This window comes from Clostridium sp. BJN0001, assembly GCF_022869825.1.
Lineage (GTDB): Bacteria > Bacillota > Clostridia > Clostridiales > Clostridiaceae > Clostridium.
Map to the genome: position 1 here is coordinate 119,928 of NZ_CP094971.1, position 24,328 is coordinate 144,255.

The 24,328-nt window shown below is 30.1% G+C and carries 23 protein-coding genes and 1 other annotated feature (1 of these 24 running past the window's edge); of the genes, 18 read left to right on the forward strand and 5 right to left on the reverse strand.

What is annotated here, in order from left to right; all coding sequences use genetic code 11:
- Positions 1–106: a binding site (T-box leader), on the forward strand (it extends 138 nt beyond the left edge of the window).
- Positions 107–160: 54 nt separating this feature from the next.
- The 11 genes from metG (at position 161) to MTX53_RS00585 (ending at position 10,930) form a co-directional block, all read left to right on the forward strand.
- Positions 161–2,086, forward strand: a complete 1,926-nt coding sequence (gene metG, locus MTX53_RS00535; RefSeq protein ID WP_244834246.1) for a methionine--tRNA ligase — start codon at positions 161–163, stop codon at positions 2,084–2,086.
- Between the two features lie 185 nt (positions 2,087–2,271).
- Positions 2,272–3,069, forward strand: coding sequence for a TatD family hydrolase (locus MTX53_RS00540; protein ID WP_244835434.1), 798 nt, complete (start codon positions 2,272–2,274; stop codon positions 3,067–3,069).
- A 231-nt stretch (positions 3,070–3,300) separates the two neighbouring features.
- Positions 3,301–4,368 (forward strand): 3D domain-containing protein, encoded by a 1,068-nt coding sequence (locus MTX53_RS00545; RefSeq protein ID WP_244834247.1) that lies wholly within the window; start codon positions 3,301–3,303, stop codon positions 4,366–4,368.
- A gap of 229 nt (positions 4,369–4,597) precedes the next feature.
- Positions 4,598–5,158, forward strand: coding sequence for a ribonuclease M5 (rnmV, locus tag MTX53_RS00550; protein WP_244834248.1), 561 nt, complete (start codon positions 4,598–4,600; stop codon positions 5,156–5,158).
- Positions 5,158–6,003 (forward strand): 16S rRNA (adenine(1518)-N(6)/adenine(1519)-N(6))-dimethyltransferase RsmA, encoded by an 846-nt coding sequence (gene rsmA / locus MTX53_RS00555; protein ID WP_244834249.1) that lies wholly within the window; start codon positions 5,158–5,160, stop codon positions 6,001–6,003. The genes rnmV and rsmA overlap by 1 nt, the downstream gene beginning before the upstream one ends.
- 56 nt (positions 6,004–6,059) lie before the next feature.
- Complete coding sequence (locus MTX53_RS00560) at positions 6,060–7,520, forward strand: hypothetical protein (RefSeq protein WP_244834250.1); 1,461 nt, start codon at positions 6,060–6,062, stop codon at positions 7,518–7,520.
- Positions 7,521–7,525: 5 nt separating this feature from the next.
- Positions 7,526–8,086 carry a hypothetical protein gene (locus MTX53_RS00565; protein WP_244834251.1) on the forward strand — a complete coding sequence of 187 codons (561 nt, stop codon included), beginning with the start codon at positions 7,526–7,528 and terminating at the stop codon, positions 8,084–8,086.
- Positions 8,087–8,182: 96 nt separating this feature from the next.
- A complete protein-coding gene (locus tag MTX53_RS00570) occupies positions 8,183–8,968 on the forward strand; it encodes a prolipoprotein diacylglyceryl transferase (RefSeq protein ID WP_244834252.1) in 786 nt (261 codons plus the stop codon).
- Positions 8,952–9,773, forward strand: a complete 822-nt coding sequence (locus MTX53_RS00575; protein WP_244834253.1) for a hypothetical protein — start codon at positions 8,952–8,954, stop codon at positions 9,771–9,773. The genes MTX53_RS00570 and MTX53_RS00575 overlap by 17 nt, the downstream gene beginning before the upstream one ends.
- Before the next feature lie 30 nt (positions 9,774–9,803).
- The gene (locus tag MTX53_RS00580) at positions 9,804–10,646 is read left to right on the forward strand and encodes an Mrp/NBP35 family ATP-binding protein (protein ID WP_244834254.1); all 843 of its coding nucleotides are present in this window, start codon (positions 9,804–9,806) and stop codon (positions 10,644–10,646) included.
- Positions 10,647–10,738: 92 nt separating this feature from the next.
- The gene (locus MTX53_RS00585) at positions 10,739–10,930 is read left to right on the forward strand and encodes a ferredoxin (protein ID WP_244834255.1); all 192 of its coding nucleotides are present in this window, start codon (positions 10,739–10,741) and stop codon (positions 10,928–10,930) included.
- A gap of 34 nt (positions 10,931–10,964) precedes the next feature.
- On the opposite strand, the gene thiT is transcribed toward MTX53_RS00585, so the two are convergent.
- From thiT to MTX53_RS00600, 3 genes are all read right to left on the reverse strand, one after another.
- On the reverse strand, positions 10,965–11,630 hold the full coding sequence (gene thiT / locus MTX53_RS00590) for an energy-coupled thiamine transporter ThiT (RefSeq protein WP_244834256.1): 666 nt from the start codon (positions 11,628–11,630) through the stop codon (positions 10,965–10,967).
- An 81-nt stretch (positions 11,631–11,711) separates the two neighbouring features.
- A complete protein-coding gene (locus MTX53_RS00595; RefSeq protein WP_244834257.1) occupies positions 11,712–12,161 on the reverse strand; it encodes a PadR family transcriptional regulator in 450 nt (149 codons plus the stop codon).
- 1 nt (position 12,162) lies between these two features.
- Positions 12,163–13,011 carry a DegV family protein gene (locus MTX53_RS00600; protein ID WP_244834258.1) on the reverse strand — a complete coding sequence of 283 codons (849 nt, stop codon included), beginning with the start codon at positions 13,009–13,011 and terminating at the stop codon, positions 12,163–12,165.
- Positions 13,012–13,341: 330 nt separating this feature from the next.
- On the opposite strand from MTX53_RS00600, the gene MTX53_RS00605 reads away from it, so the two are divergent.
- The 4 genes from MTX53_RS00605 to nrdG all read left to right on the forward strand — a co-directional run bounded on the left by MTX53_RS00605 (position 13,342) and on the right by nrdG (position 19,564).
- The gene (locus tag MTX53_RS00605; RefSeq protein ID WP_244834259.1) at positions 13,342–15,453 is read left to right on the forward strand and encodes an anaerobic ribonucleoside triphosphate reductase; all 2,112 of its coding nucleotides are present in this window, start codon (positions 13,342–13,344) and stop codon (positions 15,451–15,453) included.
- A 324-nt stretch (positions 15,454–15,777) separates the two neighbouring features.
- Positions 15,778–16,935, forward strand: coding sequence for a homocitrate synthase (gene nifV, locus MTX53_RS00610; protein WP_244834260.1), 1,158 nt, complete (start codon positions 15,778–15,780; stop codon positions 16,933–16,935).
- Positions 16,936–16,971: 36 nt separating this feature from the next.
- Positions 16,972–18,897 carry an aconitate hydratase gene (locus MTX53_RS00615; RefSeq protein ID WP_244834261.1) on the forward strand — a complete coding sequence of 642 codons (1,926 nt, stop codon included), beginning with the start codon at positions 16,972–16,974 and terminating at the stop codon, positions 18,895–18,897.
- A gap of 157 nt (positions 18,898–19,054) precedes the next feature.
- Positions 19,055–19,564 carry an anaerobic ribonucleoside-triphosphate reductase activating protein gene (gene nrdG / locus MTX53_RS00620; protein ID WP_244834262.1) on the forward strand — a complete coding sequence of 170 codons (510 nt, stop codon included), beginning with the start codon at positions 19,055–19,057 and terminating at the stop codon, positions 19,562–19,564.
- Between the two features lie 78 nt (positions 19,565–19,642).
- Here nrdG and galE read toward each other — a convergent pair whose 3' ends face one another.
- Positions 19,643–20,635, reverse strand: coding sequence for a UDP-glucose 4-epimerase GalE (gene galE, locus MTX53_RS00625; RefSeq protein ID WP_244834263.1), 993 nt, complete (start codon positions 20,633–20,635; stop codon positions 19,643–19,645).
- Positions 20,636–20,813: 178 nt separating this feature from the next.
- Between galE and MTX53_RS00630 the strand changes: the two genes are divergently transcribed.
- The 3 genes from MTX53_RS00630 (at position 20,814) to MTX53_RS00640 (ending at position 22,790) form a co-directional block, all read left to right on the forward strand.
- A complete protein-coding gene (locus tag MTX53_RS00630) occupies positions 20,814–21,455 on the forward strand; it encodes an NAD(P)H-dependent oxidoreductase (protein WP_244834264.1) in 642 nt (213 codons plus the stop codon).
- 72 nt (positions 21,456–21,527) lie between these two features.
- Entirely contained in the window at positions 21,528–22,181 is a 654-nt protein-coding gene (locus MTX53_RS00635; protein WP_244834265.1) for a hypothetical protein, read from the forward strand.
- A 306-nt stretch (positions 22,182–22,487) separates the two neighbouring features.
- Positions 22,488–22,790: an HIRAN domain-containing protein gene (locus MTX53_RS00640; RefSeq protein ID WP_244834266.1), complete on the forward strand. Its 303-nt coding sequence runs from the start codon at positions 22,488–22,490 to the stop codon at positions 22,788–22,790.
- A gap of 126 nt (positions 22,791–22,916) precedes the next feature.
- On the opposite strand, the gene asnS is transcribed toward MTX53_RS00640, so the two are convergent.
- Positions 22,917–24,311: an asparagine--tRNA ligase gene (gene asnS, locus MTX53_RS00645; RefSeq protein WP_244834267.1), complete on the reverse strand. Its 1,395-nt coding sequence runs from the start codon at positions 24,309–24,311 to the stop codon at positions 22,917–22,919.
- Between the last annotated feature and the right edge of the window lie 17 nt (positions 24,312–24,328).

Genomic DNA, 24,328 nt, shown 5'->3' on the forward strand with positions numbered 1-24,328 from the left:
TACGGGAGCAGCCGTTAAAATGCAGGGTGATGATTGTCACCTAATGAGTTTATTACTGTGAAGTAATAAAAAAGTAGAGTGGTAACACGTATAATACGTCTCTATATGGATAAAAATCCATATAGAGACTTTTTTTAAATGAAAAATTAGGAGGAACAAAATGAATAAGAAAACATATTATGTAACAACACCAATTTATTATCCATCAACAAAGCTTCATATAGGAAATACATATTCTACAGTATGTGCAGATGCTCTTGCAAGATTCAAGAGATTAACAGGCTATGATGTAATGTTTTTAACAGGAACAGATGAACATGGTCAAAAGATTCAAAGAATAGCTGAAGAAAAAGGAATTACTCCAAAGCAGCATGTTGATGAAGTTGTTTCTGGAATAAAAGATCTTTGGAAGATTATGAACATAAGTTATGATAAATTTATAAGAACTACGGATGATTATCATGTAAAAGCTGTTCAAAAAATAGTTGAAAAATTTTATGAGCAGGGAGATATATATAAGGGCTCTTATGAAGGATGGTACTGTACTCCATGTGAATCATTCTGGACAGATACACAGCTTGTAGATGGAAAGTGTCCTGATTGTGGAAGACCAGTTGAAAAGTCAAAAGAAGAAGCTTATTTCTTTAAAATGAGTAAGTATGCAGATAGGCTTATAAAATATATAGAAGATCATCCTGATTTTATTCAGCCTGAATCAAGAAAAAATGAAATGCTTAATAACTTCTTAAAACCAGGTCTTCAAGACTTATGTATTTCAAGAACAAGCTTTAATTGGGGAATACCTGTAACATTTGATCCAAAGCATGTTGTATATGTATGGATTGATGCATTATCAAACTATATAACAGCATTAGGATATGCTCAAGATGATACCTCTTTATTTGATAAATACTGGCCTGCAAATGTACATCTTATAGGAAAAGATATTTTAAGATTCCATACAATATATTGGCCAATTATGTTAATGGCATTAGGACTTCCACTTCCAAAGAAAGTATTTGGTCATGGATGGCTTCTTTCAGCTGGAGAAAAGATGTCTAAATCTAAAGGAAACGTGGTTGATCCAGTAGTTCTTGTAAATGAATTTGGAGCAGATGCTGTAAGATACTATCTTCTAAAAGAAGTACCATTTGGAGCTGATGGTTCATTTACTAATGAAGTATTTATAAAAAAGATTAATTCTGATTTATGTAATGACCTTGGAAATCTTGTATCAAGAACAGTTGCAATGGTTCAAAAATATTTTGGAGGAAAAGTTCCATCAGGTGAATTTAGAGAAGATTTAGATGATGAATTTATAAATCTTGCACTTAAGACACCATCTGAAGTTGAAAAGAGTATAGATAAGCTTAATATTCCAGAAGCTATGACTAAGATTTTTGAGCTTATAGATAGAGCTAATAAATATATTGATGAAACAACTCCATGGATTTTAGCTAAAGATGAAGATAAAAAGCAGAGACTTGGAACAGTTTTATATAATCTTTTAGAAACTTTAAGATTCGTTTCAGTAATGGTTTCACCATTTTTACCAGACACAGCTAAAAAGATAAATGCTCAGATTAATACAGAAAATATTTCATGGGATTCATTAAAAGAATTTAATGGAACTAAAGAAGGCTCATCTGTAGTTAAGGGAGAAAATTTATTCCCAAGAATAGACGTTGAAAAGAAGCTTGAAGAACTTGAAGAACTTAAAAAGAAAAATGCTCCAAAGAAAAAAATATTGCCTATAAAGAGCGAAATAACAATAGATGATTTTGAAAAGCTCGATTTAAGAGTAGTAAAAGTTCTTGCATGTGAACCTGTTAAAGGAGCTAAGAAACTATTAAAACTTACAGTTGAGCTTGGAGATGAAAAAAGACAGGTAGTTTCAGGAATATCAAAATTCTATAAGCCTGAAGAACTTGTTGGAAAAAATGTAGTACTTGTTGCTAACTTAAAGCCTGTAAAATTAAGAGGAGAACTTTCACAAGGAATGATTTTATGTGCTGCAACAGATGATGATAGTAAATTATGTGCTGTTAATCCTGGAGATATAGAATCAGGAAGCATTGTAAGATAGAAAAATAAAAAAAGACCATCAACCTTAGGGGAGATTGATGGTCTGTAACCATTAATAATGGTTAAGGGGTAAATAATAATGCTTTAACTACTTTACAAGTATTATAATATAATATTATTATGTCAATTTAGTGACATAATAATGTCAAAATTATTAATAATTAAATTTTTAAGAGGAGAAAAGATATTTTGGATAAATTTAATATTATAGATTGCCATGCACATTATGATGATGAAGCATATGACGATGACAGAGAAATAGTTTTAGAAGATATTAAGAAAAATGGTGTGAGTAAAATTTTAGATTGTGCCTCATCATATGAAAGCCTCGATAAAGTAGATTTTTTGACAAAAAAATATGATTTTATATTAGGAGCACTTGGAATTCATCCAGAAAATGCACTTGAGATGAATGAAGACGTATGCTTAAAAATAGAAAATATGATAAAAGAAAATGATAAAATAGTTGCGATAGGGGAAATTGGGCTTGATTATCATTATGAAGAAAATCCTGAAAAAGAAATACAAAAGAAAGTTTTTATAAGACAGATGCAGCTTGCAGAGAAGCTAAATATGCCCGTAATTATTCATGACAGAGATGCACATAAAGATACTCTTGATATAATGAAACAGTTTAAAAATGTTACAGGAGAAGTTCATTGTTTTTCTGGAAGTGTTGAATTTGCTAAAGAGTGTATAAAGCTCGGATATTATATCGGATTTACAGGAGTAGTTACATTTAAAAATGCTAAAAAAGCAGTATATGTAGCAAGAGAAATTCCACTTGAAAAAATACTTGTAGAAACAGATTGCCCATATATGTCACCAGAGCCAAATAGAGGAAAACGAAATAAATCAGACTATATTGAATTTATAATTAGAAAAATAGCCGAGATCAAGAATATTGATCCATATAAGGCAAATTTGCAGTTTAATAGCAATTTTTATAGCTTGATTAAAAAGGGAATAAAAGGTAAAATATAAATGTTTACAGAATAAATTTACTATACCATAATTTTGATTATAAATAATTAATTTATCACAAAAATGCTATTATAATTTTATTTTATATCAAGTATTATACGTTAACCATTATTACCTGCAAATAGGCATTATAGCTATGGTTAATTCATATTGACTAGCCTTAAATTTGACAATTTGTTTACATTTAAGGTATAATTCAATATGCGCTCTTACTAAAAAAGGAGGAGAATTATGGTAGAAAAATTAAATGACTTAACTCGAAAAATTAAGACGAGTTTTTCTAACAGTCCAAAAAAGAGACTCATTTTAGGGACAAGCGTTGCGGTTGCTGCAGTACTTATAATGACATCAGCAGTAATTATTAATTTGAGAAAGACAGTAATATTAAATTTAGACGGAAAACAAGAAATGTTTGTGACATATAAAGGGACTGTTAAAGATGTACTTTTAGAAAAAGGAGTAAATGTTGGCACTTATGATAAAGTGGAGCCATCCCTTAAGACAAAAGTAGCACAGCAGTGTGTAATTGATGTTAAGAATGCAAAGCCAGTAGAGATAGTGGCAAATGGAGAATCTTATACAGTAAATACAGCAGAAAATACAGTTAAAGATATGCTAATGAATAACTTAGATCAGCTTTCTGAAAAAGGAGTAGACTTTGATGAAGATAAAGATGAAATTACTCCATCATTAGATTCAGAAATTGTTGATGATATGAGCGTTAAACTCACAAAGGTTGAACAAAAAGAAGTTACAGAAAAACAGCAGATAGCTTTTGATACAGTAGTTGAAAAAGATTCAAAGCTTGATTCTACAGTAAATAAAGTTAAACAGGAAGGTTCTTCAGGAGAAAAAGAGATAACTTATACAGTTACTTATAAAGATGGAAAAGAGTGCGCTAAAGAAGTAAAAAGCACTAAGACAATAGTAGAACCTACTAATAAGGTAATTGTTCAAGGAACAGGACAGGTTTATGTGAGCAGAGGTTCTGGGAGCGTAGCTTATAAGAGAAAATTAAACTGTGAAGCGACAGCTTATAGTGGAGGCTATAGCACAAAGACCGGCAGAACACCTATAAGAAATGTAAATGGAATGAGTACAATTGCTGTTGACCCATCAGTAATTCCATTAGGAAGTAAGGTTTATATTGATGGATACGGATATGCAGTTGCCGCAGATACAGGAAGTGCTATAAAAGGAAATATAATAGATTTATATTTTAATAGTTATGGTGAAACTGTACAGTGGGGAAGAAAACCAGTTACAGTATTAATACTTGCTTACCCTGGAGAATGGTAAAGCTTAAGATTAAGCTATCACTTGAATAAATGACAGATAAATAAGAAAATTTAATAGATTTTTTTAAAAACAAGCTAGCATAGGGATGAATTTAATCCATTATGGTAGCTTGTTTTTTATTTTACTTTTATGATTTTAAAGACACACTTTTTTTCTCCTCTTCTTTTTTATATAGATTTAGGGTACAATAAATAATAGTTTAGTACAATTTAGAAGGGATGAAGTCTAATTGATAAAAGAAGTAATAGTAGTAGAAGGACGAGATGATATTGATGCTGTAAAAAAGGCAATAGATGCTGAAGTTATAGCAGTTGGTGGATTTGGTATAAACAAAAAGGTTATAGATAGAATAAAAGAAGCCCAAAAGAGAAAAGGAGTTATAGTTCTTACTGATCCTGATTTTGCTGGCGAAAAGATAAGAAGAATAATTTCTAAAAGAGTTAAAGGAATAAAACATGCGTATATTGCAAAAGAAGATGGATTAAAAAATGGTGATATAGGTGTTGAAAATGCATGTCCTAAAGTTATATTAGATGCACTTGAGCAGGCAAAAATAACATCAGAAGAGAAGAAATCATTTTTTAATATGCAGGATATGTATTATTTTAAACTTGCAGGATGTAGCAGTTCAAAAAGAAGAAGAGAAATATTTGGTAAAATTCTTGGAATAGGTTATGGAAATGCGTCGCAGATGGTTTTGAGATTAAACAATTATGGAATAACACCAGAAGAGTTTACACATGCTATATCTATAGTTAATGAAAACATAATTAAGGAAGGTATTGAATAATGGATATAAATGATGTTAAAACTGCGGAACTTGTAAAAAAGTATAATTTCAAGTTCTCAAAAAGTCTAGGACAGAATTTTTTAACAGATGATACTGTACTTGATGCTATTATAGAGGGAGCGAATCTTACAAAGGATGATACTGTAATAGAAATAGGACCAGGAGTAGGAACACTTACATCAAGACTTTTAGATGCTGCTAAAAAAGTTATTGCAATAGAGCTTGATAGTTCTCTTATTCCTATACTTAATAAAGAACTTGGAGATAGAGATAATTTTACTCTTATACATAAAGATGCTCTTAAAGTTAATTTTAATGAGCTTATAGGAGATGAAGAAAGCGTAAAGCTTGTAGCTAATCTTCCATATTATGTTACAACGCCTATCATTATAAATCTTTTAAAGCAAAAATATAATTTTAAATCTCTTACAATAATGGTTCAAAAAGAAGTTGCAGAAAGAATTAACTCTGCTCCTAATTGTAAACAGTATGGTTCAATTTCTGTTTTTGTTCAGTATTATTGCAATACTGAGATAATAAAAAGAGTTCCACCATCATGCTTTATTCCAAGACCAAAAGTTGATTCTATAGTAATAAAGCTTGAAAGATTAGAAGAACCAAAGGTTAATGTTAGAGATGAAAAATTAATGTTTGATATTGTTAGATGCGGCTTTAATATGAGAAGAAAAACTTTGAGAAATTCTTTAAAAAATATAGGATTATCAAAAGAAAATCTTGAACTTGCTTTTGAAAAATCAGAAATAGATCCTAAAAGGAGAGCTGAAACATTATCTATTGATGAATTTGCAAAAATTGCAGATGTTATTTATGACATGAAATCATAAAATTTACACTTTCGCATATATTATATCGAAAGAATATATGTGGAGGGAAATTATAATTGTCACATACAAAATTATATAGAAATTTTATAATACTACAGCCTAATGAAACCAATAGAAAAACAGCTGACGGCAAAGATTTATCAGGATATGCGAAGGTTGAAGCAAAAGGAGAGAAGTGCAGGGTATCTTTCTACGTTCAAAATTTAAATCCTGAAGAAAAATATACAATGATTCTTATCTGTAGTAAAAAGGATAACAGAAATCTTCTTTCGCTTGGAAGTCTTCCTATTGATAAAAATGGAAAAGGAGAAAGCTCAAGTGAGTATTTTTCTAGTAGCATTGGAGGAGAAAATCTTTCATATGACAAGATAACAGGTGCTGCTATTTTAAAAGAAGATGGAGGATTTGCAAATTATATAATGTATGGCTTTGTTAATGGACAGGATGTAAATGAGAACTGGAAAAATTTCAAAGTCATAAAATGTTATTCTGAACATAGAAAATCTGAATCTAAAGAGTCATTTTTCTATGAAAAACCTTCAGCTATAAAAACCCAGCCTAAAGAGGAGATAAAAAAAGAAGAACCTGTAAGGAAAAAAGAAAATATTAATAAAGAGGAGCAAAAAGAAACAAAGATAAAACCTAATGTTTTAGATTCTGACAAAATATCAAATGAAGTCAGAGAAGAAGCTCCAAAAGAAGAAATTATTAAAAAAGAAACTCCAAAAGAAGAACAAATTTCTGAGAAACCTTTAGAGACAGTAATATCCACTACAGATACACGATGCAAAGACAAGAAGAAAAAAGATAACTCTGTGGATATTGAAAAACATATTAGAGAAGAACTCTCTAAAATAGAGGAAACTGCCAATATAAGTGTATGTGTAAATGAAAAAGGCAATTTCGTTATTTATGCTATGGTTAAAAATAAGGACAATGGTAAAATAAAGAAATGCGTTAAAGAAATAAGTTCAAAAGAAAAAAAGATGATGAGTAAAAGACTCAATGAAAATTTAAATCTCGATCTTGATGATTTTGATGACTATGAAAGAAGTATAGTTTCTCCTGAACCTGAAGACGATGAGAGAAAATATGATAAGTTTAATATATGTGGGAAAGACGGGAATTTTTTTGAGTCAATAGCAGAACTTTTCACAAAATCAGACTGTAAATTTAAAGATATAAATTATTGCAAATGGTATAAAGTTGATGTTAATAAGTTAGAAGACTTATATGATAAAAACAATAAAGATAAATATGTACTTGCATATTATCCTATGATAAATTATTATCCTTATATTGAAAAATATAAGCATTTTTTATTAGGACTTAAATGTGATGATGATGGAGAACTAAAATATATACTTTATGCTATTCCTGGATGCAAAGATAAGAGTGATCAGCCATATGATGGCAAAACAGGGTTTGTAACATGGACAGAGAACATGAGAAATCAAGGATATTGGATTATGTTTTATGATTATAAAACTTGTAATATAGTAGTTCCAATTAAGTAATATACATGAATAAAAAACAGCTTATAGTTACAACTGTTTTATTAATGTTAATGTTTACTCTGTCGGTTGTCCAGGTCTTTTTTAATAAAAGTTTTAAAGAAGCTGCACTTATAAGCAATGGGATTACATGTTTTAAGCAGTATACTTTTGATGAGGGAAAGCATTTTATTTCATTGCCTTTAGAATGGGAAACTTACGATAAAACAGAATCTTCAAAGTACTCCTTATATAAAATGAATTTTAAGGATGATTGTACAAGTATAACAGGTTCTGTTGAGCTTATAGAAAGCGTAGAAAATTTAAATTCATTTTCTGAAAATGATACATCTAATCAGACTCTTAATTATTATGATGTTCAGATACTTCCATTTGAAAATGAAAGCAATTCAGGAGTCATCTCTGAATACAAGACAAGCATAGAAGACGGATATGATTTTACGAATGAAAGTTATTATGTTTCTGTCGAGGATGGCAAAATATTAAAAGTCATTTTTAATGTTAAAGAATCATCTTATAGAGAAAATTTAAAATCAATTTTTAGTGCAATAATTGAAACTGCAAAGTAGTAAATAAAGTTTGCTAATATAAAGCATAAGTATTATAATTTATGGTATATAGGAGGAGCATAGGCTTCTCCTTAATGCTTAAAATGTGGGGGAAAGATGAAAACTGATTTATTTGATATATTTGGTATACATATAAGAGGTTATGGAACTATGATTGCAATAGGAATCATAGTAGCTTCAATTATATTTATAAGTAAAGGAAAAAAGAAAAATTATGATGAAAATAGTCTTCTTAACATAATAATTATTACAGTCATATTTGGGATGATTGGAGCAAAACTTTTATTTATAATTACAGAAATTAAGGATATAATTAAAAATCCATCTATTCTTCTTAATATAGGAAATGGATTTGTTGTATATGGAGGAATAATCGGAGGAATATTCGGAATTTATATTTATTGCAGAAGAAAATCATGGAATATTTTTGAAATACTTGATATGATAGCAGCTCCACTTGCTATAGCTCAGGGCTTTGGAAGAATAGGATGCTTTCTTGCAGGATGTTGCTATGGAAAAGTTACAACATCACAGTTTGGAGTTGTATTTCCTCAGAATTCTCTAGCTTATCCACCTGGTATTCCACTTATTCCTACACAATTATACTCATCTGCGTTTGATTTTAGTTTAGGTATTTTTCTTATGCTCTTTTCTAGAAGAAAAAAGAATAATGGAAAAGTATTAAGTATGTATTTAATTCTATACAGCATAGGAAGATTTATTATTGAAATATTTAGAGATGATATGCGTGGAAATATAGGATTTTTATCAACATCACAATTTATTGCTATAATTACGCTTATAGCTGGAGCTATTCTATTCAAACTAAGTACTAATAATATTTTTAAGGGAGAGATGAAGAACGTTGAAAAGGAAAATTAGCTTTTTAATAGCAGTAGTATTGAGCTTTTCTTTAACATGTTCTGGATGTAGCATTTCTGATAATATAGGAGTTAAGCTTGGTCTTATTAATAATCAGTTTGATTACATGAAGCAGAATAAGGTGGATGAAATAGTAATACAAAACGTAAGGGATACTGGCTTTAGATTTATAGTAACTGATACAAAAGCTATAGATGATATATATAGACTTCTTAAAGACGGCAAGCAGGTTGATAAGAAATCAGAGTATGATCCTGATTATATTTTTGAAGTTCATATAGGAGACGAAATTAGAAAGTATAATTATGTTGTTGGCGTTAAAAAAGAAGGAAATTTCTATGATGATGATACAGTTTTTAACGTTTCTAATAATTTAGATGATATAATACTTCAAAATTTATCATTTATAAGAAAACCTAGAAATTTTGAAACAGTATATTACGAGACAATATTAAATGTTCTTGATAAAAAGAAAGATCAAATTAGCGATTTGAAAATAGGAGTAAATTTATCAGCAGATGCTGATTGCTTAAAATACGTATTCTCAAAAAATTTAGAAGAATTTAAAAAACAATTATCTAAGCAGGGATATAATGTATCTATTATAGATGATAATTCTTCAGATTTTGATATTGTTTTAAGTACAAGAAACAGAGGGTATAATAGCAAAATATTTAAAACTGCTATTACTATAAATAATAAAAAAGACAGTTCTTCTAGTATATATTATGTATCAGCAGAATATGATTATCAAAAATGGAATATTAAAGTAAGCGATCCAGATAAGATGCCGGAAGATTGGTAAAAAAATTATAAACAAGAGGAGGATTAATTCATGTCAAGTTGTGATAATTGTCCAAGTAAAGATAAATGTTCAACAAAAGGTGATGGATGTGAAACACAGATACCTAAGGTTGGATCTGAATTTGGAAAAATAAAAAATATTATTGGTATAGTAAGTGGTAAAGGTGGAGTAGGAAAATCTACTGTAACTGGAATAATAGCTACAATTTTAGCTAGCAAGGGATATAAGGTTGGAGTTCTTGATGCAGATATTACAGGACCTTCTATGCCTAGATTCTTTGGAATCAATGAAGAAAGAGGAAAGATAATACCTCTTGATAATGATAAAGTAAAATTTGAACCAGTTGTAACATCAACAGGAATAAAAGTTATTTCAATGAATCTTCTTACACCTGTTGAAGAAGAACCTGTAATATGGAGAGGACCTGTAATAACAGGAGTAGTAAAACAGTTATTTACACAGACACACTGGGGAGAACTAGATTTTCTACTTATTGATATGCCTCCAGGCACAGGAGATACTGCACTTACAGTTATGCAGGAATTCCCTATAAAAGATATTATAATTGTTTCTACACCTCAAGATATGGTATCTATGATAGTTAAAAAAGTAGTAATTATGGCTCAGAAGCTTAAGCTTAATATTAAAGGTGTAGTAGAAAATATGGCTTATATAAGATGTCCCGAATGTGATACTAAAGTAAGAGTATTTAGTAAAAAGTCATCTGATGAAAATGCGGCTTATCTTGGAATTCCATTAATAGGTGAACTTCCTATAAATGTTGAACTTACACAAGCTTTAGAAGATAAAGTAGCAGAACAGTATATACTTAGTAATGATATTTACTCAATGATATTTGGAGGGCTTTACTAGATTATAGATTTCTTTTAATGAATAAAAAATATTTCTTGGGAAATAATATTTTATTGTACAGAATATTATGCGAAAAGAAAGGATGAATATTCATGAAAGTTCAAGTAAATAAAGATGAGTGTGTTGCATGTGGATTATGTCCATCAATATGTAGTGAATGTTTTGAAATTGAGGACGATGGTAAGGCTGGATGTATATTAGACGATGTACCTTCAGAATACGAAGATCAAGTAAAAGAAGCAAAAGAATCTTGTCCAGTTGCAGCAATAAGTGTTGAAGAATAAAAAAGCGGCTATATGCCGCTTTTTTTATTCCTATTTATTTTGAATTGTTTATGATTCTATCTATCGGAAGGACTGACATTATTACAAGACATATAATTCCTTCAACAGCCATAAATGGACCATTAACAAAAAGTGAGTAAATAGCAGGTGACATCCCTTCAGGAGCAAATGATCCAAAGAATGCAACGCCTGAAATAAAGTGACATATAAATCTTAATACGATTGCGAGCGTTCCACCTACCCATCTATATTTTTTAAGTCTAAAGAATCCTGCAATCCCAAGTGCTGTAAATGGAAGAGGATAATCAAAAAGAACTTGAATAGGATGAAGTATATAAGGATCCAAAAAAAATGTAATAATTCCAAATAAAAAACCTGTAAAACATCCCACATATGGACCATACATAAATGCGATTATTAGTATAGGTACCATACTTCCGAGCGTAATGCTTCCACCTTGTGGAAAATGATATAGTCTTAAAATCTTTAATATTGTTGCGAGAGCTAAAGCTATTCCTATTCTGGTCATAAGCTGAGGTGTAAATTTGGTTTTGTTGACTTTAAGTAGGAGTAATAATATAAGTAAAACGCCTACTAAGGCTATAATAGAAGTAAGATTACTACCTATTTGCGAAAAACCTTGTGGAATATTTGATATTGTTTTAGATATCTGCACTCCCCAGTCACTTAAAATATTCATAAAAAGCCTCCTAAAAAATTATAACTGATATTAAATCAGCATAATTATTATACACTAGTTACATAATTATGGCTAATAATATCAGTTATATAAATCACTATATATCATATTAAATACTTCAAGTGAATCTTCAATTTGTTTCTTTAATATGGTTTTTTTTAGATTAAATTCGTTTAATCCTTTTTCAGTTATTTTATATATTTTTTGAAACTTTTTATCTGGATCATCCCAGTTGCCTTCAATAAGGTCGTCTTCTTCAAGACGCTTTAAAAGAGGATAAATACCTCCAGTACTTGGAGTCCATTTATTTTGAGTCCTTTTCCCAATTTTATGCGATATATCATTTCCATTGGAAGGCTCAATAGAAAGTATATAAAGTACATAAATTGGAAGAAGGCCTTTTGTAAATACCTGACATGATGAAGGCTTATTGCTTATTTGCTTTTTTAATTTAGAAAGCTTTTTTTTATAATCATCATAAAGTCGTTTTTCTTCAGCTTTTATATCTTTATTTGATATATAAGTATTCATATTAGTCTACCTTTTCGATAATAAAACCAATAAGACCAGAACCTGTATGTACTCCTAAAGCAGGACCGATTTCTCCTCCAAGTGTACATTCTACAATATTAGGATAGTCTTTTATAAGTTCATATAAAGATTGAGCTTTTTCTGGAGCGTCCCCATCCATAATCCATAGCTTGCATTTATTTTTATCAGTATATGTTTTAATTATTTTTGATAGTTTTGTTATTGATTGCTTTATTCCTCTTATTTTATATGCAGTATGATATATTCCGTCATCACCAACTTCTATTATAGGTTTTAAGTTTAAAGCATCGGCAATTGTTCCAGAAACTTTTCCAATACGTCCGCCTTTTCTTAAATATTCTAATGAATTCATTGTAAAATAAACATCAATTTTATCTCTTAATGAAGGAAGAAGACTTTTTATTTCTTCAAAAGATTTTCCTTCTTTTATGAATCTCTCGCAGTTTAATATCATTGCACCTTCTGCCATTGTAAGAGTCATTGAATCAAATACAAATGCGTCTATACCTGTATAAGTTTCTGCAGCAAGTCGTGCAGCATTAAATGTACCTGAAAGACCACTTGATATTGTAATTACTATAGCGTGAGTATATCCTTCTGATTTAAGCCTCTTAAAAGCGGATATAAACTTCTCTGTACTTGGAAGCGATGTTGTAGGTATTTCATTTGGAAGCATGCTGTAGAGCATTTTAGGTGTTATATCAATACCGTCATCATATTCTTTATCAGAAAATATTATTTTAAATGGTAATATCTCTATATTATGTTCATTTGCGTATTCTCTTTTTAAATCACAGGCACTATCTGTTATTAGTGCTATTTTTTCCATAATAGTATCCTCCTTAAATATTAATATAATAATTATATCATTACTGATAACTATATCAATAGTGATATGATTATTTTTTAAATCTATATTTACATAATTTAAAATATGTGGACAGTAGTATTTACCATACATTAAAAAAGGTGTATTATAGTCAAGCGGTAGAAACATATAAAAATCCGTCAAAAATGAAGAGAATTAGAGGATATAAGATTTAAATATAAAATTTGGCTTTATGCTCAAAAAATAAATTGTTGATTAGGTGAATATATTAAAGTATAATATGTTGGTAGTCAAAAACATACTATATATTGTGTTGTGGAGGTAGTAAGAATGCTATATGTTGTGAAAAGAGATGGCAGGAAAGTAAAATTTAATCCTGAAAAAATAGTTAATGCCATTAATGGTTCAGCGGTTGAAATCGGTTTGAATCTTAAAGAAAGTGAAGTGCTTGATACTGTACAGAAAGTAATTACTTATATAGAAGAAGAAGAAAAAAATGAGGTATCTGTTGAAGAAATTCAGAATCTTGTTGAAAGAGCACTAAAAAAGGAAGGGTATACTAATATTGCGAATGCATATTCCGCATACAGAAGAGAAAGAACAAAAATAAGAGATATAAAATCTGATCTTATGAGAACAATTCAGAAGATTGGAGTTGAAACAGATAGAGACAATGCTAATGTTGGAAATAACTTTAGTTCAAAACTTTTAAGAATTGCATCTGAATCAAATAAATGGCATAATTTAGCTTTAATGCCTAAAAAGCTTGCAAAAGCTCATGAAAATGGAGATTTATATTATCATGATTTAGATAGTTATAATTTAACAGTAAACTGTCTTCATATACCAACTAAAAAAATGCTTGTAAATGGATTTAATACTGGATATGGAACTATAAATAGACCAAGAAGAATAGAAACTGCTGCAGAGCTTTCATGTATTCTTCTTCAGTCAACACAGAATGATATGTTTGGCGGACAGTCTCATCCTGATTTTGATAATGATATGGGAACATTTGTAGAACCTACAAGACAGGAAGTAAGAAAGCAGCTTAAGGAAATTGGAGTTCCTGATGATAAATTAGAAGAACTTGTTTCTAAAAGACTTGTAGAGAGAGTTCATCAGGCTATGCAGGGCGTTGTATACAATTTAAATACAATGCATTCAAGAGCAGGTTCTCAGGTGCCATTTAGTTCTGTAAATATAGGTCTTCCAAAGAGCAAGGATGCAGCACTTGTATGTGAAGCATTTCTTGAAGAATATGAAAAAGGATTAGGAAAAGGTGAGCAGCCGATATTTCCTAATATAATTTTCAGAGTAAAAGATGGAATTAATAGAGAAGAAAATGATCCATATTATTATTTATTTAAGATAGCATGTAGAGTTGCATCTAAGAGAATGAATCCTACATTTATGAATATTGATGCAGACTTTAATAAGAAATATTACGATATGGGATACGTTCCAGCTACAATGGGATGTAGAACTTATATAATGAGCAATATAAATGGAGAGCCAGGATGTGAAGGAAGAGGAAATATAGCACCATCAACTATAAATCTTCCAAGAATAGGTCTTCAAGCTGGTAAGGATTTAGATAAATTCTTTGATATTTTAGATAAGAGATTAGAACTTGCTAAAGACTCATTATTAGATAGATATGATGTCCTTAAACATCTTAGAGTAAAAGACCTTCCATTCGTTGCAGGACAGGGACTTATGAAAGGCTCTGAAGGACTTAAACCAGACGATTCTATTGAACCTATATTAAAACAGGGAACATGGGGAGTTGGATTTATAGGTCTTGCAGAAACTCTAGTTGCACTTACAGGAAAGCATCATGGAGAAGATAAAGTTTCAAGAGAGCTTGGATTAAAGATAATAGGACATATAAGAGAATACTGCGATAAGCTTACAAAAGAACTTAAGCTTAACTGGAGCTGCTATGCTACTCCTGCAGAAGGATTATCTGGAAAGTTTATAAAACAAGATCAAAAAGTATTTGGAAAAATAGATGGAGTAACTGATAAGGAATATTATACAAATAGTTTCCATATACCAGTAGGATTCCCAATTTCAATAAAGGATAAGATTGATATTGAAGCACCATATCATAAGATTTGCAATGGTGGACATATAAGTTATCTTGAAGTTGATGATTGTCCTACAGAAGAAACAATAATGGATATTGTTAGGTATGCATATACTAAAACTAATATAAGCTATATGGGAATTAACTTCCATATAAAATATTGTAAAAACTGTGGAACTTATCTTACTAACAATGAAAGTAAATGCCCTAATTGTGGAAGCACAGACATTCAAGGAATATCAAGAGTTACTGGATATTTAAGTCTTGATGAAAGATTTGGAGCAGGAAAAGCTGCTGAAAGAGAAGATAGACTTACTAATACAAAGACTCATGTTCATAGATATGCTTAAACATTAGAGATAAAAAAGTAAATTAGAAACTGAATATAAAAGGACAGATATAGAAGATTTTAAATAATGGAAAATCTTCTATATCTGTCCTTTATTTTTTAAAAATTAAATATTAAGTAAAATTAGAAAAATGCAACAAGAGCAAAAAAACTTGCAGGAATAACAAAAAAGAGACTTAATTTTATAAAAAAAAGTGCTTTTAGTGAATTGAAAGGTCACTTTTATTGCAAAAACACTTGTATATGTATTATCAGTTATGATATTATATTTATATTGCATCAGAAGGAATAAAGCAAATATAAATATTTTGGGGGGAAGATTTTTATGTCAGTTTTTAATGAAAAAACAGGTCAAAAGGTAACAATTGTAGATACTACATTAAGAGATGGGGAACAGACAGCAGGAGTTGTATTTGCAAATCAAGAAAAAGTTATGATAGCAGAAATGCTGAGTGAACTTGGAGTAGATCAGCTCGAGGTTGGAATTCCAACAATGGGTGGAGATGAAAAACAGGCAATTAAAGAAATTGTAAAGAGAAATTTAAAATCAAGCATTATGGCTTGGAATAGAACAGTAATAGGTGATATAGAGCAGTCAATTGACTGTGGAGTTGATGCAGTTGCAGTTTCAGTTTCAGTTTCAGATATTCATATAAAACATAAACTTCAAAAATCCAGAGGATGGGTTCTTGAAAACATGGTAAAATCTGTAGAATTTGCAAAGAAAAATGGGCTATATGTTTCTGTTAATGGAGAGGATGCATCAAGAGCAGATAGAGATTTCTTAGTTGAATTTATAAATGCAGCTAAGAGTGCAGGAGCAGATAGATTTAGATATTGTGATACAGTTGGAATAATGGAGCCATTTAAATTATGTGAGGATATTAAATATATTCATGACAAAACTCATTTCGATATAGAAATGCATACACATAATGATTTTGGTATGGCAACAGCAAATGCACTTGCAGGAATAAAAGGCGGAGCATCTCATGTAGGAGTAACCGTTAATGGTCTTGGAGAAAGAGCTGGAAATGCTGCACTTGAAGAAGTTCTTATGGCACTTATGATAGTATGTGGATTTAAAGAAGATGGAATCAAGACACATATGTTTAAAGATTTATCTGAATATGTATCAAGAGCATCTGGAAGAGAACTTCCTAAATGGAAAGCTATAGTTGGTTCAAACATGTTTGCACATGAGTCTGGAATACATGCAGATGGTGCTATAAAAGATCCTCATAATTATGAAGCATTTGATCCAAGTATAATAGGACTTCAAAGACAGATTGTAATAGGAAAACATTCTGGAAGAGCCGCTATAAAGAACAAGTTTAAAGAATATAACATAGACCTAACAGATGAAGAATCTAAGGGAATATTAGAAATTGTAAGATCTACATCAGTAAGACTTAAGAGAAGCCTTTTTGATAAAGAACTTGCACAAATTTATAAAGAATATGAATCAAAGAAAAATAATTAAGCGAATGAATAAATAATTTACAGGGGTGATTATAAGTTGGGAGACAATTTAGTTTATAAGATATTAAAAAGTCATTTAGTAGAAGGAGAGCTTAAAATAGGTGAGCCTATAAGTTTAAAAATTGATAAAACTCTTACTCAGGATTCAACAGGAACTATGGCATATCTTCAGCTTGAAGCTATGGGAATTGATAGAGTAAAAACAAAGAAATCAGTTGCATTTATTGATCATAATATGCTTCAGCAAGGGTTTGAAAATGCTGATGATCACAAATTTATTCAGACAGTAGCATCAAAATACGGAGTATATTTTTCAAAACCTGGTAATGGAATATGTCATCAGATATTTCTTGAAAGATTTTCAACTCCAGCAGATACTTTAATAGGTTCAGACAGTCATACTCCAACAGCAGGAGGAGTAGGAATGCTTGCCATGGGAGCTGGTGGACTTGATGTTGCACTTGCCATGGGAGGTGGAGCATACAATATAAATACTCCAAAAGTAGTTAAAGTTAATTTAAAAGGAAAATTAAATAAGATGGTATCTGCAAAAGATATTATTCTTGAAGTATTAAGAAAATTAACAGTAAAAGGCGGAGTAGGGAAAGTATTTGAGTATGCAGGAGAAGGAGTTAAGACTCTTTCAGTTCCAGAAAGAGCCACAATTACAAACATGGGTGCAGAACTTGGAGCTACAACATCTATATTCCCAAGTGATGAAAGAACATTGGAATTCTTTAAAGCACAGAAAAGAGAAGAAGATTTTATAGAGTTTAAACCTGATGAAGATGCTATATATGATGAAGAAATAGAAGTAAATTTAGATGAACTTGAGCCTCTTACAGCAAAACCACATAGCCCTGATAATGTTGTTACAGTAAATGATGCTGGAAAGATTAAAGTTGATCAAGTATTTATAGGAAGCTGTACAAATTCTTCTTATATGGATCTTATGAAAGTTTCAAGAATATTAAAAGGAAAAAAAGTAAACCCTAATGTAAGTTTAGTTATTGGACCAGGTTCAAGACAGGTAATGGAAATGATAGCTAGAAATGGTGCGTTAGCTGATATCATAAGTGCAGGAGCAAGAATTCTTGAAAATTCATGTGGACCATGCATAGGAATGGGTCAGGCGCCAGGAACAAATGGAATTTCACTTAGAACTGTAAATAGAAATTTCTATGGAAGAAGTGGAACTTTATCAGGAAAAATATATATAGTAAGTCCTGAAACTGCAGCAGTTTCTGCAATTAATGGATATTTAACAGATCCAAGAGAAATGTTAGATGTAGATCTTGATATTAAAATGCCAGAGAGATTTATAATAGATGATTCTATGATAATTCCTCCAGCACCAACAAATGCTGAAGTTACAGTAGTAAGAGGACCTAATATAAAGCCATTCCCATTAAATTGTGAATTAACTGATGATATTTCTGGTAAAGTTGTGATTAAAGTAGAGGATAATATTACAACAGATCATATTATGCCTTCAAATTCAAAGCTATTACCATTTAGATCAAATATTCCATATCTTTCTGAATTCTGTTTTAGCACAATAGATAAAGATTTTCCAAAGAGAGCTAAGGAAAATAACGGAGGATTTATTGTTGCAGGAGAAAACTATGGTCAAGGATCAAGCAGAGAACATGCTGCTTTAGCACCACTTTATCTTGGAATAAAAGGTGTTATTGCTAAATCATTTGCAAGAATTCATAAGGCAAACTTAATTAACAATGGAATTGTTCCTATGGTTTTCTTAAAAGCTGAAGATTATGATAATATAAATCTTTTAGATGATTTTGAAATAGACGGAGTTAAAGATGCATTAGACAGTGGAAAAGTTACAGTTATTAATAAAACTAATGGATTGAAGTTTGAAGTCAAAGTTGAACTTACAGAAAAAGAAATAGCTGTAATAAAAGCTGGTGGAAGACTTAATTATGTTAAGAATAACAGATAAAATTATAAAGAAGATTTTCTTATAAAAAATACTTAAAAGAGTTTTTGCTTTATTGCAGAAGCTCTTTTTTAATAAATAATTTTTAGATAAGTGCTATAGTAATGATATAATTAGGTTATAGTTTTTACTAGAGTAGTTATAGAAAGAAGTTGGATACATGGATAAGAATATAAAACTTGCAGGGATAGAGCATGAGACCCTTGTTAATGGACCTGGAATGAGAAGAGCTTTTTTTGCTCAGGGCTGTAGACATAATTGCAAAGGCTGCTTTAATCCTGAAACTCATGATTTTAATGGCGGAGTAGAAAAAGATATGGATGAACTTATAAAAGATGTTTTAGAAAATCCTATGCTTAAAGGTGTTACATTTAGTGGTGGAGATCCTTTAGAGCAGGCAGATAAATTTAGTTATATGGCTAAAGCTTTTAAGAAAGCTAACTTAAATATCTGGAGCTACACAGGATATACTTTTGAATATATACTAGAGCATTTAGATGATAAAAAAGGCTGGAGAGATTTCATTAATATAATAGATGTACTTGTTGATGGAAAATTTCAGGAGGACAAAAAAGAAGAAGGACTTAAATTCAGAGGATCTTCTAATCAGAGAATTATAGATGTTAAAAAGAGTTTAAAAGAAGGAAAAGTTATAACTCTTGATTATTAATTAAAAAATAAACTTTCCACAGGTTATTATAAAAAATATAGATAACTTGTGGAAAGTTCTTTTTTATATGTGGATAACTTATTTTGTTTTATATCCTTCTGGATGATTTTTATGCCATGTCCATGCATCAGCAATAATTTTTTCAATGAAAGTCTTTTTAGGATTCCAATGAAGAATCTTTTTTGCCTTATCAGCACAAGCTATAAGCTTTGCAGGATCTCCACCTCTTCTTGGACCTATTTTAGATGGAATGTTGATTCCTGTTACTTTTCTTGCAGTTTCAACAATTTGTTTAACTGAGAAGCCTTCGCTGCTTCCTAAGTTAAATACATCACTTTTTCCACCGTTTAATAGATACTTCATTGCTAAAATATGTGCATCTATTAAATCTTCAATATGAACATAATCACGAACGCATGTACCATCGTCTGTAGGGTAATCTTCACCGCATATTGTTATACAGTCTCTTTTTCCCATAGCTGCTTGTAAAACTATAGGGATAAGATGTGTTTCAGGATTATGATCTTCTCCTATATTACCGCCTTCTTCAGCACCTGCAACGTTGAAATATCTAAGTGCTACATATTTTATGTCGTATGCCATATCGCACCATTTCATCATTTTTTCCATTATGAGTTTTGTTTCTCCATAAGGATTAGTTGGGCAAGTTTCCATATCTTCTGTTATTGGAATTTTTTTAGGTTCTCCATAAGTTGCAGCAGATGAAGAGAATACTATATTTTTAATTCCTGCTTCTTTCATTGCTTCAAGAACGATTTGAGTTCCGTAAATATTGTTATTAAAATATTTAAGAGGTGCTTTCATTGATTCAGGAACAATTGAATTAGCAGCAAAATGAATTATTCCGTCTATATCTTCTTTAGCAAAAACATCTAAAAGGAATTTCTTGTCTCTTATATCTCCTTCATAAAATTTAGCTTTAATATCTAAAGCTTCTCTATGTCCTGTTTGAAGATTATCAATAACGATAACTTTATTATTTTCTTTTATTAATTTAGATACAGCATGAGAGCCTATGTATCCAGCTCCGCCTAATACTAAAATATTCATAAGTATTCCTCCATTTAATTATTTTTAAAATAAAACCTTTACTTTATTATTATTATTATAGCACTAAGAAATTTAAATAACTACACAAAACAATATGTGAAGCCGTTATTTAAGAATAGATTGCATTAATTTATGACATACTAATTTAGAAAAGTTTAACTTAAGGAGAAATGAATTTATGAAAAAATTATTATATATAACAGTTAATTCAAAACCAGAAAATATGTCATCAAGTAAGACTGTAGGAAGAGCATTTGTAAATAGATTTATAGAAAAAAATAGTGATTATACTGCTGAAGAGGTAGACCTTTATAAATGCCATATACCAAGGCTTGAATACAAATATTTTGAAGGGAGAAATACTCTTTTAAATGCAGAATCAATAGAAACTTTAAGCAAAAAAGATCAAGATGAAGTAAAAACTATGATAAGTCTTACAGAGCAGTTTAAGGAAGCAGATGTTTATGTAATAGCAGCACCTATGTGGAGTCTATCTTTCCCTGCACCCCTTAAAGAATATATTGATTGTATCGTTATGGATGGAAAAACTATATCTATAAAGGAAAAGAAAGTTGAAGGATTACTTAATGATAAATATAGATCAGCAGTATATATTCAGTCATCAGGAGCAGCAATACCATGGGCACTTAGAATGGTTATGAATAAAGGATTAAATTATGTAGAAAATGTGTTTAAAGCTATGGGAATAAAAAAGTTTCAAGAACTTCTTGTAGATAAAACAGGAACTACTGAAGAAGAAAGACAGCAGAGTATTTACGAAGCTATGAAAAAAATAGATTCTATTATTAATGAGATTTAAAACCAAAATTTAACTTTATTTGCAGGATATTATATAATATATTTGAAATATCAAAAAATGGGAGATCAGGATATGATACAGATTTATTTAAAGCTTGACTCAAAAGCTCCCCAGCTTATATGTAATGCCTGCGGTAAATGTAGCAGTGTTATCGGGAGAAATTTAGGACATATAAAAAATAGAGGCTGTTGTTTTTATTTTCCAAAATTCAATTTATACGAAATACATAAAATGGTTAAAAGTGATGAGGGAATGGATAATTTAAAGATGATTATAAAGCGGCCTCAAACAAAAATTTATAACTATTATATTCATGCAGTTGGAGATTTTGATAAAAAAATGTATGATGAACATATGAAAAAAGGTTTTGATAAAGATGAACAAAAGATAAAAGATAAAACTTTATTCTTTAGAACATGCCCATTTGTAAAACCAAAAGTGGGATGCACCATGAAACCTGAGTTTAGAAGTTACGTATGTAACTTATTTTTATGTAATGAAATCATGGAAGCATTTAAAGATTCGGATGAATTTAAAAAATATATAAAAGAAAGGGACAGCTATTCAAGATATGTAGATTGGGAAAATACCTCTATTCAGATGTATCTTGAAGAAAGAGGACTAGATCTTATACACAATTTTGATAAGACAATAGAAGCTCTTAAAAAGATGCCTCTTGAAATATATGAATTCCCTCGTTTAAAACAAATAGAAGCAAAGTTATAAAAATTAAGAACGTAGAAGATTTGCTTATTGAAATCTTTTTACGTTATTTTTTGTTTTAAAGAAAACTATATTTTTCATTCTTAAAAAAAAGAAATATTCTAGTGATAAGCTATTTCCTTCTTTTCGTAGTAGAGTACCAGATAAAAGAAGAAAGGGAATTAATGCTATTCTAAAAAATATGGATTAAATGAATATAATGAATATGAGCTATTAAAGAAAAGTGGAGGGCGTCTGCCGATTGACACTATTGAGTTTATTGATCCTATACTAGATAATGGAGAAGAGCCTGTAGAGAGAAATTTTTATGTGGCTGGTTTTAGGCATCATGCAGGTTGTGATGGAACTTGTTGTAATAATAGTATCACTTTAAATAATGGAGAAAAATTATATTTAGAATTAGAGCCAACTAATAAATATGATTCATGTGCAGTGAAAATAAATAATGAAGATAATATTTTGATTGGATATATTCCAAGATATTACAGCGAAGCAGTGTATGGATTTATTAATAAAGGAGCTAAATATGAATTGAATATTTCTGAAATTAATAAAAATAAAGACAACTGTAATGAATGCGTAAAAGTATTTTTAAAAATAAATAGAAATTAGATATATAATATAAGGAGGTTTAAAAAGCCTCTTTTTTGTATGCATTAAAATGTGCGCGACGTTGATAATAAATCAAAATAAAAAAGGCAGTATAGCATAATCTACTATACTGCCAAAATTAACAAATTAAAATTCGCTGTTTCCTGGTGTTCTAGGGAATGGTATTACGTCTCTTATGTTAGTCATTCCTGTTACATACATGATAAGTCTTTCAAATCCAAGACCAAATCCTGAATGCATAGTTTCTCCATATTTTCTAAGTTCTAAATACCACCAGTAATCTTTTTCGTTAAGATTTAGCTCTTTCATTCTCTTCTTTAATCTATCAAGGCTTTCTTCTCTTTGGCTTCCACCTATGATTTCTCCAATTCCAGGTACTAAAAGATCAGCAGCTGCAACTGTTTTGTTGTCTTTATTCATTTTCATGTAGAATGCTTTTATTTCCTTAGGATAATCAGTTACGAAAACTGGTTTCTTAAAGTGTTCTTCTGTTAAGTATCTTTCATGTTCTGTTTGAAGATCAATTCCCCATGATACTGGGTAATCAAATGGCTTTGAAGCTTTTTCTAATATTTTAACAGCTTCTGTATAAGATACTCTTGCAAAATCAGAGTTTACTACATGGTTAAGTCTGTCAACTAAACCCTTATCAACAAATTTGTTGAAGAATTCTATTTCTTCAGGACAATGTTCCATTACATATTTTATTACGTATTTAAGCATTGCTTCAGCAAGATCCATATCATCAGAAAGATCTGCAAATGCTATTTCTGGTTCAATCATCCAGAATTCAGCAGCATGTCTTGTTGTATTTGAATCTTCCGCTCTGAATGTAGGTCCAAAAGTATAAACATTTCTAAATGCTAAAGCATAAGTTTCAGCGTTTAGCTGTCCTGATACTGTAAGATTTGTTTCTTTTCCGAAGAAATCTTTTGAGAAATCTACTTTACCATCTTTAGTAAGTGGAGGATTTTTAGGATCTAAAGTTGTTACTCTGAACATTTCTCCTGCACCTTCACAGTCACTTCCAGTAATTAAAGGTGTATTTACATATACAAAGTCTTGATCCTGGAAGAATTTATGTATTGCATAAGCTGCTACTGAACGAACACGGAATGTTGCAGAAAATGCGTTACTTCTTGGTCTTAAATGTGCTATAGTTCTTAAGTATTCAAAAGTATGTCTCTTTTTTTGAAGAGGATAATCAGAATTTGACATTCCTTCAATTGAAACTTCTTTTGCATGAATTTCAAAAGGCTGTTTAGCATCTGGTGTTTCAACTAATGTTCCAACAACTTTTATTGATGAGCTTATTGGAAGCTTTGAAATTTCTTTAAAATTATCAAGTTTATCGTCGACTACTACCTGTATATTTTTAAAGAAAGAACCATCATTAACTTCGATGAATCCAAATGCATTTGATGCTCTTAATGTACGAATCCATCCTGTAATTGTTACTTCTTTTGATGCGAAATCACTAGTATTTCTATAGAGATTTCTAATTAATGTTGAGTTTGACATTTATTTACCTCCACAAT

What these genes read in the sequence shown, in the direction of transcription:
- nifV (WP_244834260.1), top strand. Translation starts at nt 15,778, where the DNA reads ATGTCAGTTTTTAATGAAAAAACAGGTCAAAAGGTAACAATTGTAGAT.
- nrdG (WP_244834262.1), top strand. Translation starts at nt 19,055, where the DNA reads ATGGATAAGAATATAAAACTTGCAGGGATAGAGCATGAGACCCTTGTT.
- MTX53_RS00580 (WP_244834254.1), top strand. Translation starts at nt 9,804, where the DNA reads ATGTCAAGTTGTGATAATTGTCCAAGTAAAGATAAATGTTCAACAAAA.
- MTX53_RS00635 (WP_244834265.1), top strand. Translation starts at nt 21,528, where the DNA reads ATGATACAGATTTATTTAAAGCTTGACTCAAAAGCTCCCCAGCTTATA.
- MTX53_RS00585 (WP_244834255.1), top strand. Translation starts at nt 10,739, where the DNA reads ATGAAAGTTCAAGTAAATAAAGATGAGTGTGTTGCATGTGGATTATGT.
- MTX53_RS00565 (WP_244834251.1), top strand. Translation starts at nt 7,526, where the DNA reads ATGAATAAAAAACAGCTTATAGTTACAACTGTTTTATTAATGTTAATG.
- MTX53_RS00570 (WP_244834252.1), top strand. Translation starts at nt 8,183, where the DNA reads ATGAAAACTGATTTATTTGATATATTTGGTATACATATAAGAGGTTAT.
- MTX53_RS00595 (WP_244834257.1), bottom strand. Translation starts at nt 12,161, where the DNA reads ATGAATACTTATATATCAAATAAAGATATAAAAGCTGAAGAAAAACGA.
- rsmA (WP_244834249.1), top strand. Translation starts at nt 5,158, where the DNA reads ATGGATATAAATGATGTTAAAACTGCGGAACTTGTAAAAAAGTATAAT.
- MTX53_RS00605 (WP_244834259.1), top strand. Translation starts at nt 13,342, where the DNA reads ATGCTATATGTTGTGAAAAGAGATGGCAGGAAAGTAAAATTTAATCCT.
- MTX53_RS00600 (WP_244834258.1), bottom strand. Translation starts at nt 13,011, where the DNA reads ATGGAAAAAATAGCACTAATAACAGATAGTGCCTGTGATTTAAAAAGA.
- MTX53_RS00545 (WP_244834247.1), top strand. Translation starts at nt 3,301, where the DNA reads ATGGTAGAAAAATTAAATGACTTAACTCGAAAAATTAAGACGAGTTTT.
- asnS (WP_244834267.1), bottom strand. Translation starts at nt 24,311, where the DNA reads ATGTCAAACTCAACATTAATTAGAAATCTCTATAGAAATACTAGTGAT.
- galE (WP_244834263.1), bottom strand. Translation starts at nt 20,635, where the DNA reads ATGAATATTTTAGTATTAGGCGGAGCTGGATACATAGGCTCTCATGCT.
- metG (WP_244834246.1), top strand. Translation starts at nt 161, where the DNA reads ATGAATAAGAAAACATATTATGTAACAACACCAATTTATTATCCATCA.
- thiT (WP_244834256.1), bottom strand. Translation starts at nt 11,630, where the DNA reads ATGAATATTTTAAGTGACTGGGGAGTGCAGATATCTAAAACAATATCA.
- MTX53_RS00630 (WP_244834264.1), top strand. Translation starts at nt 20,814, where the DNA reads ATGAAAAAATTATTATATATAACAGTTAATTCAAAACCAGAAAATATG.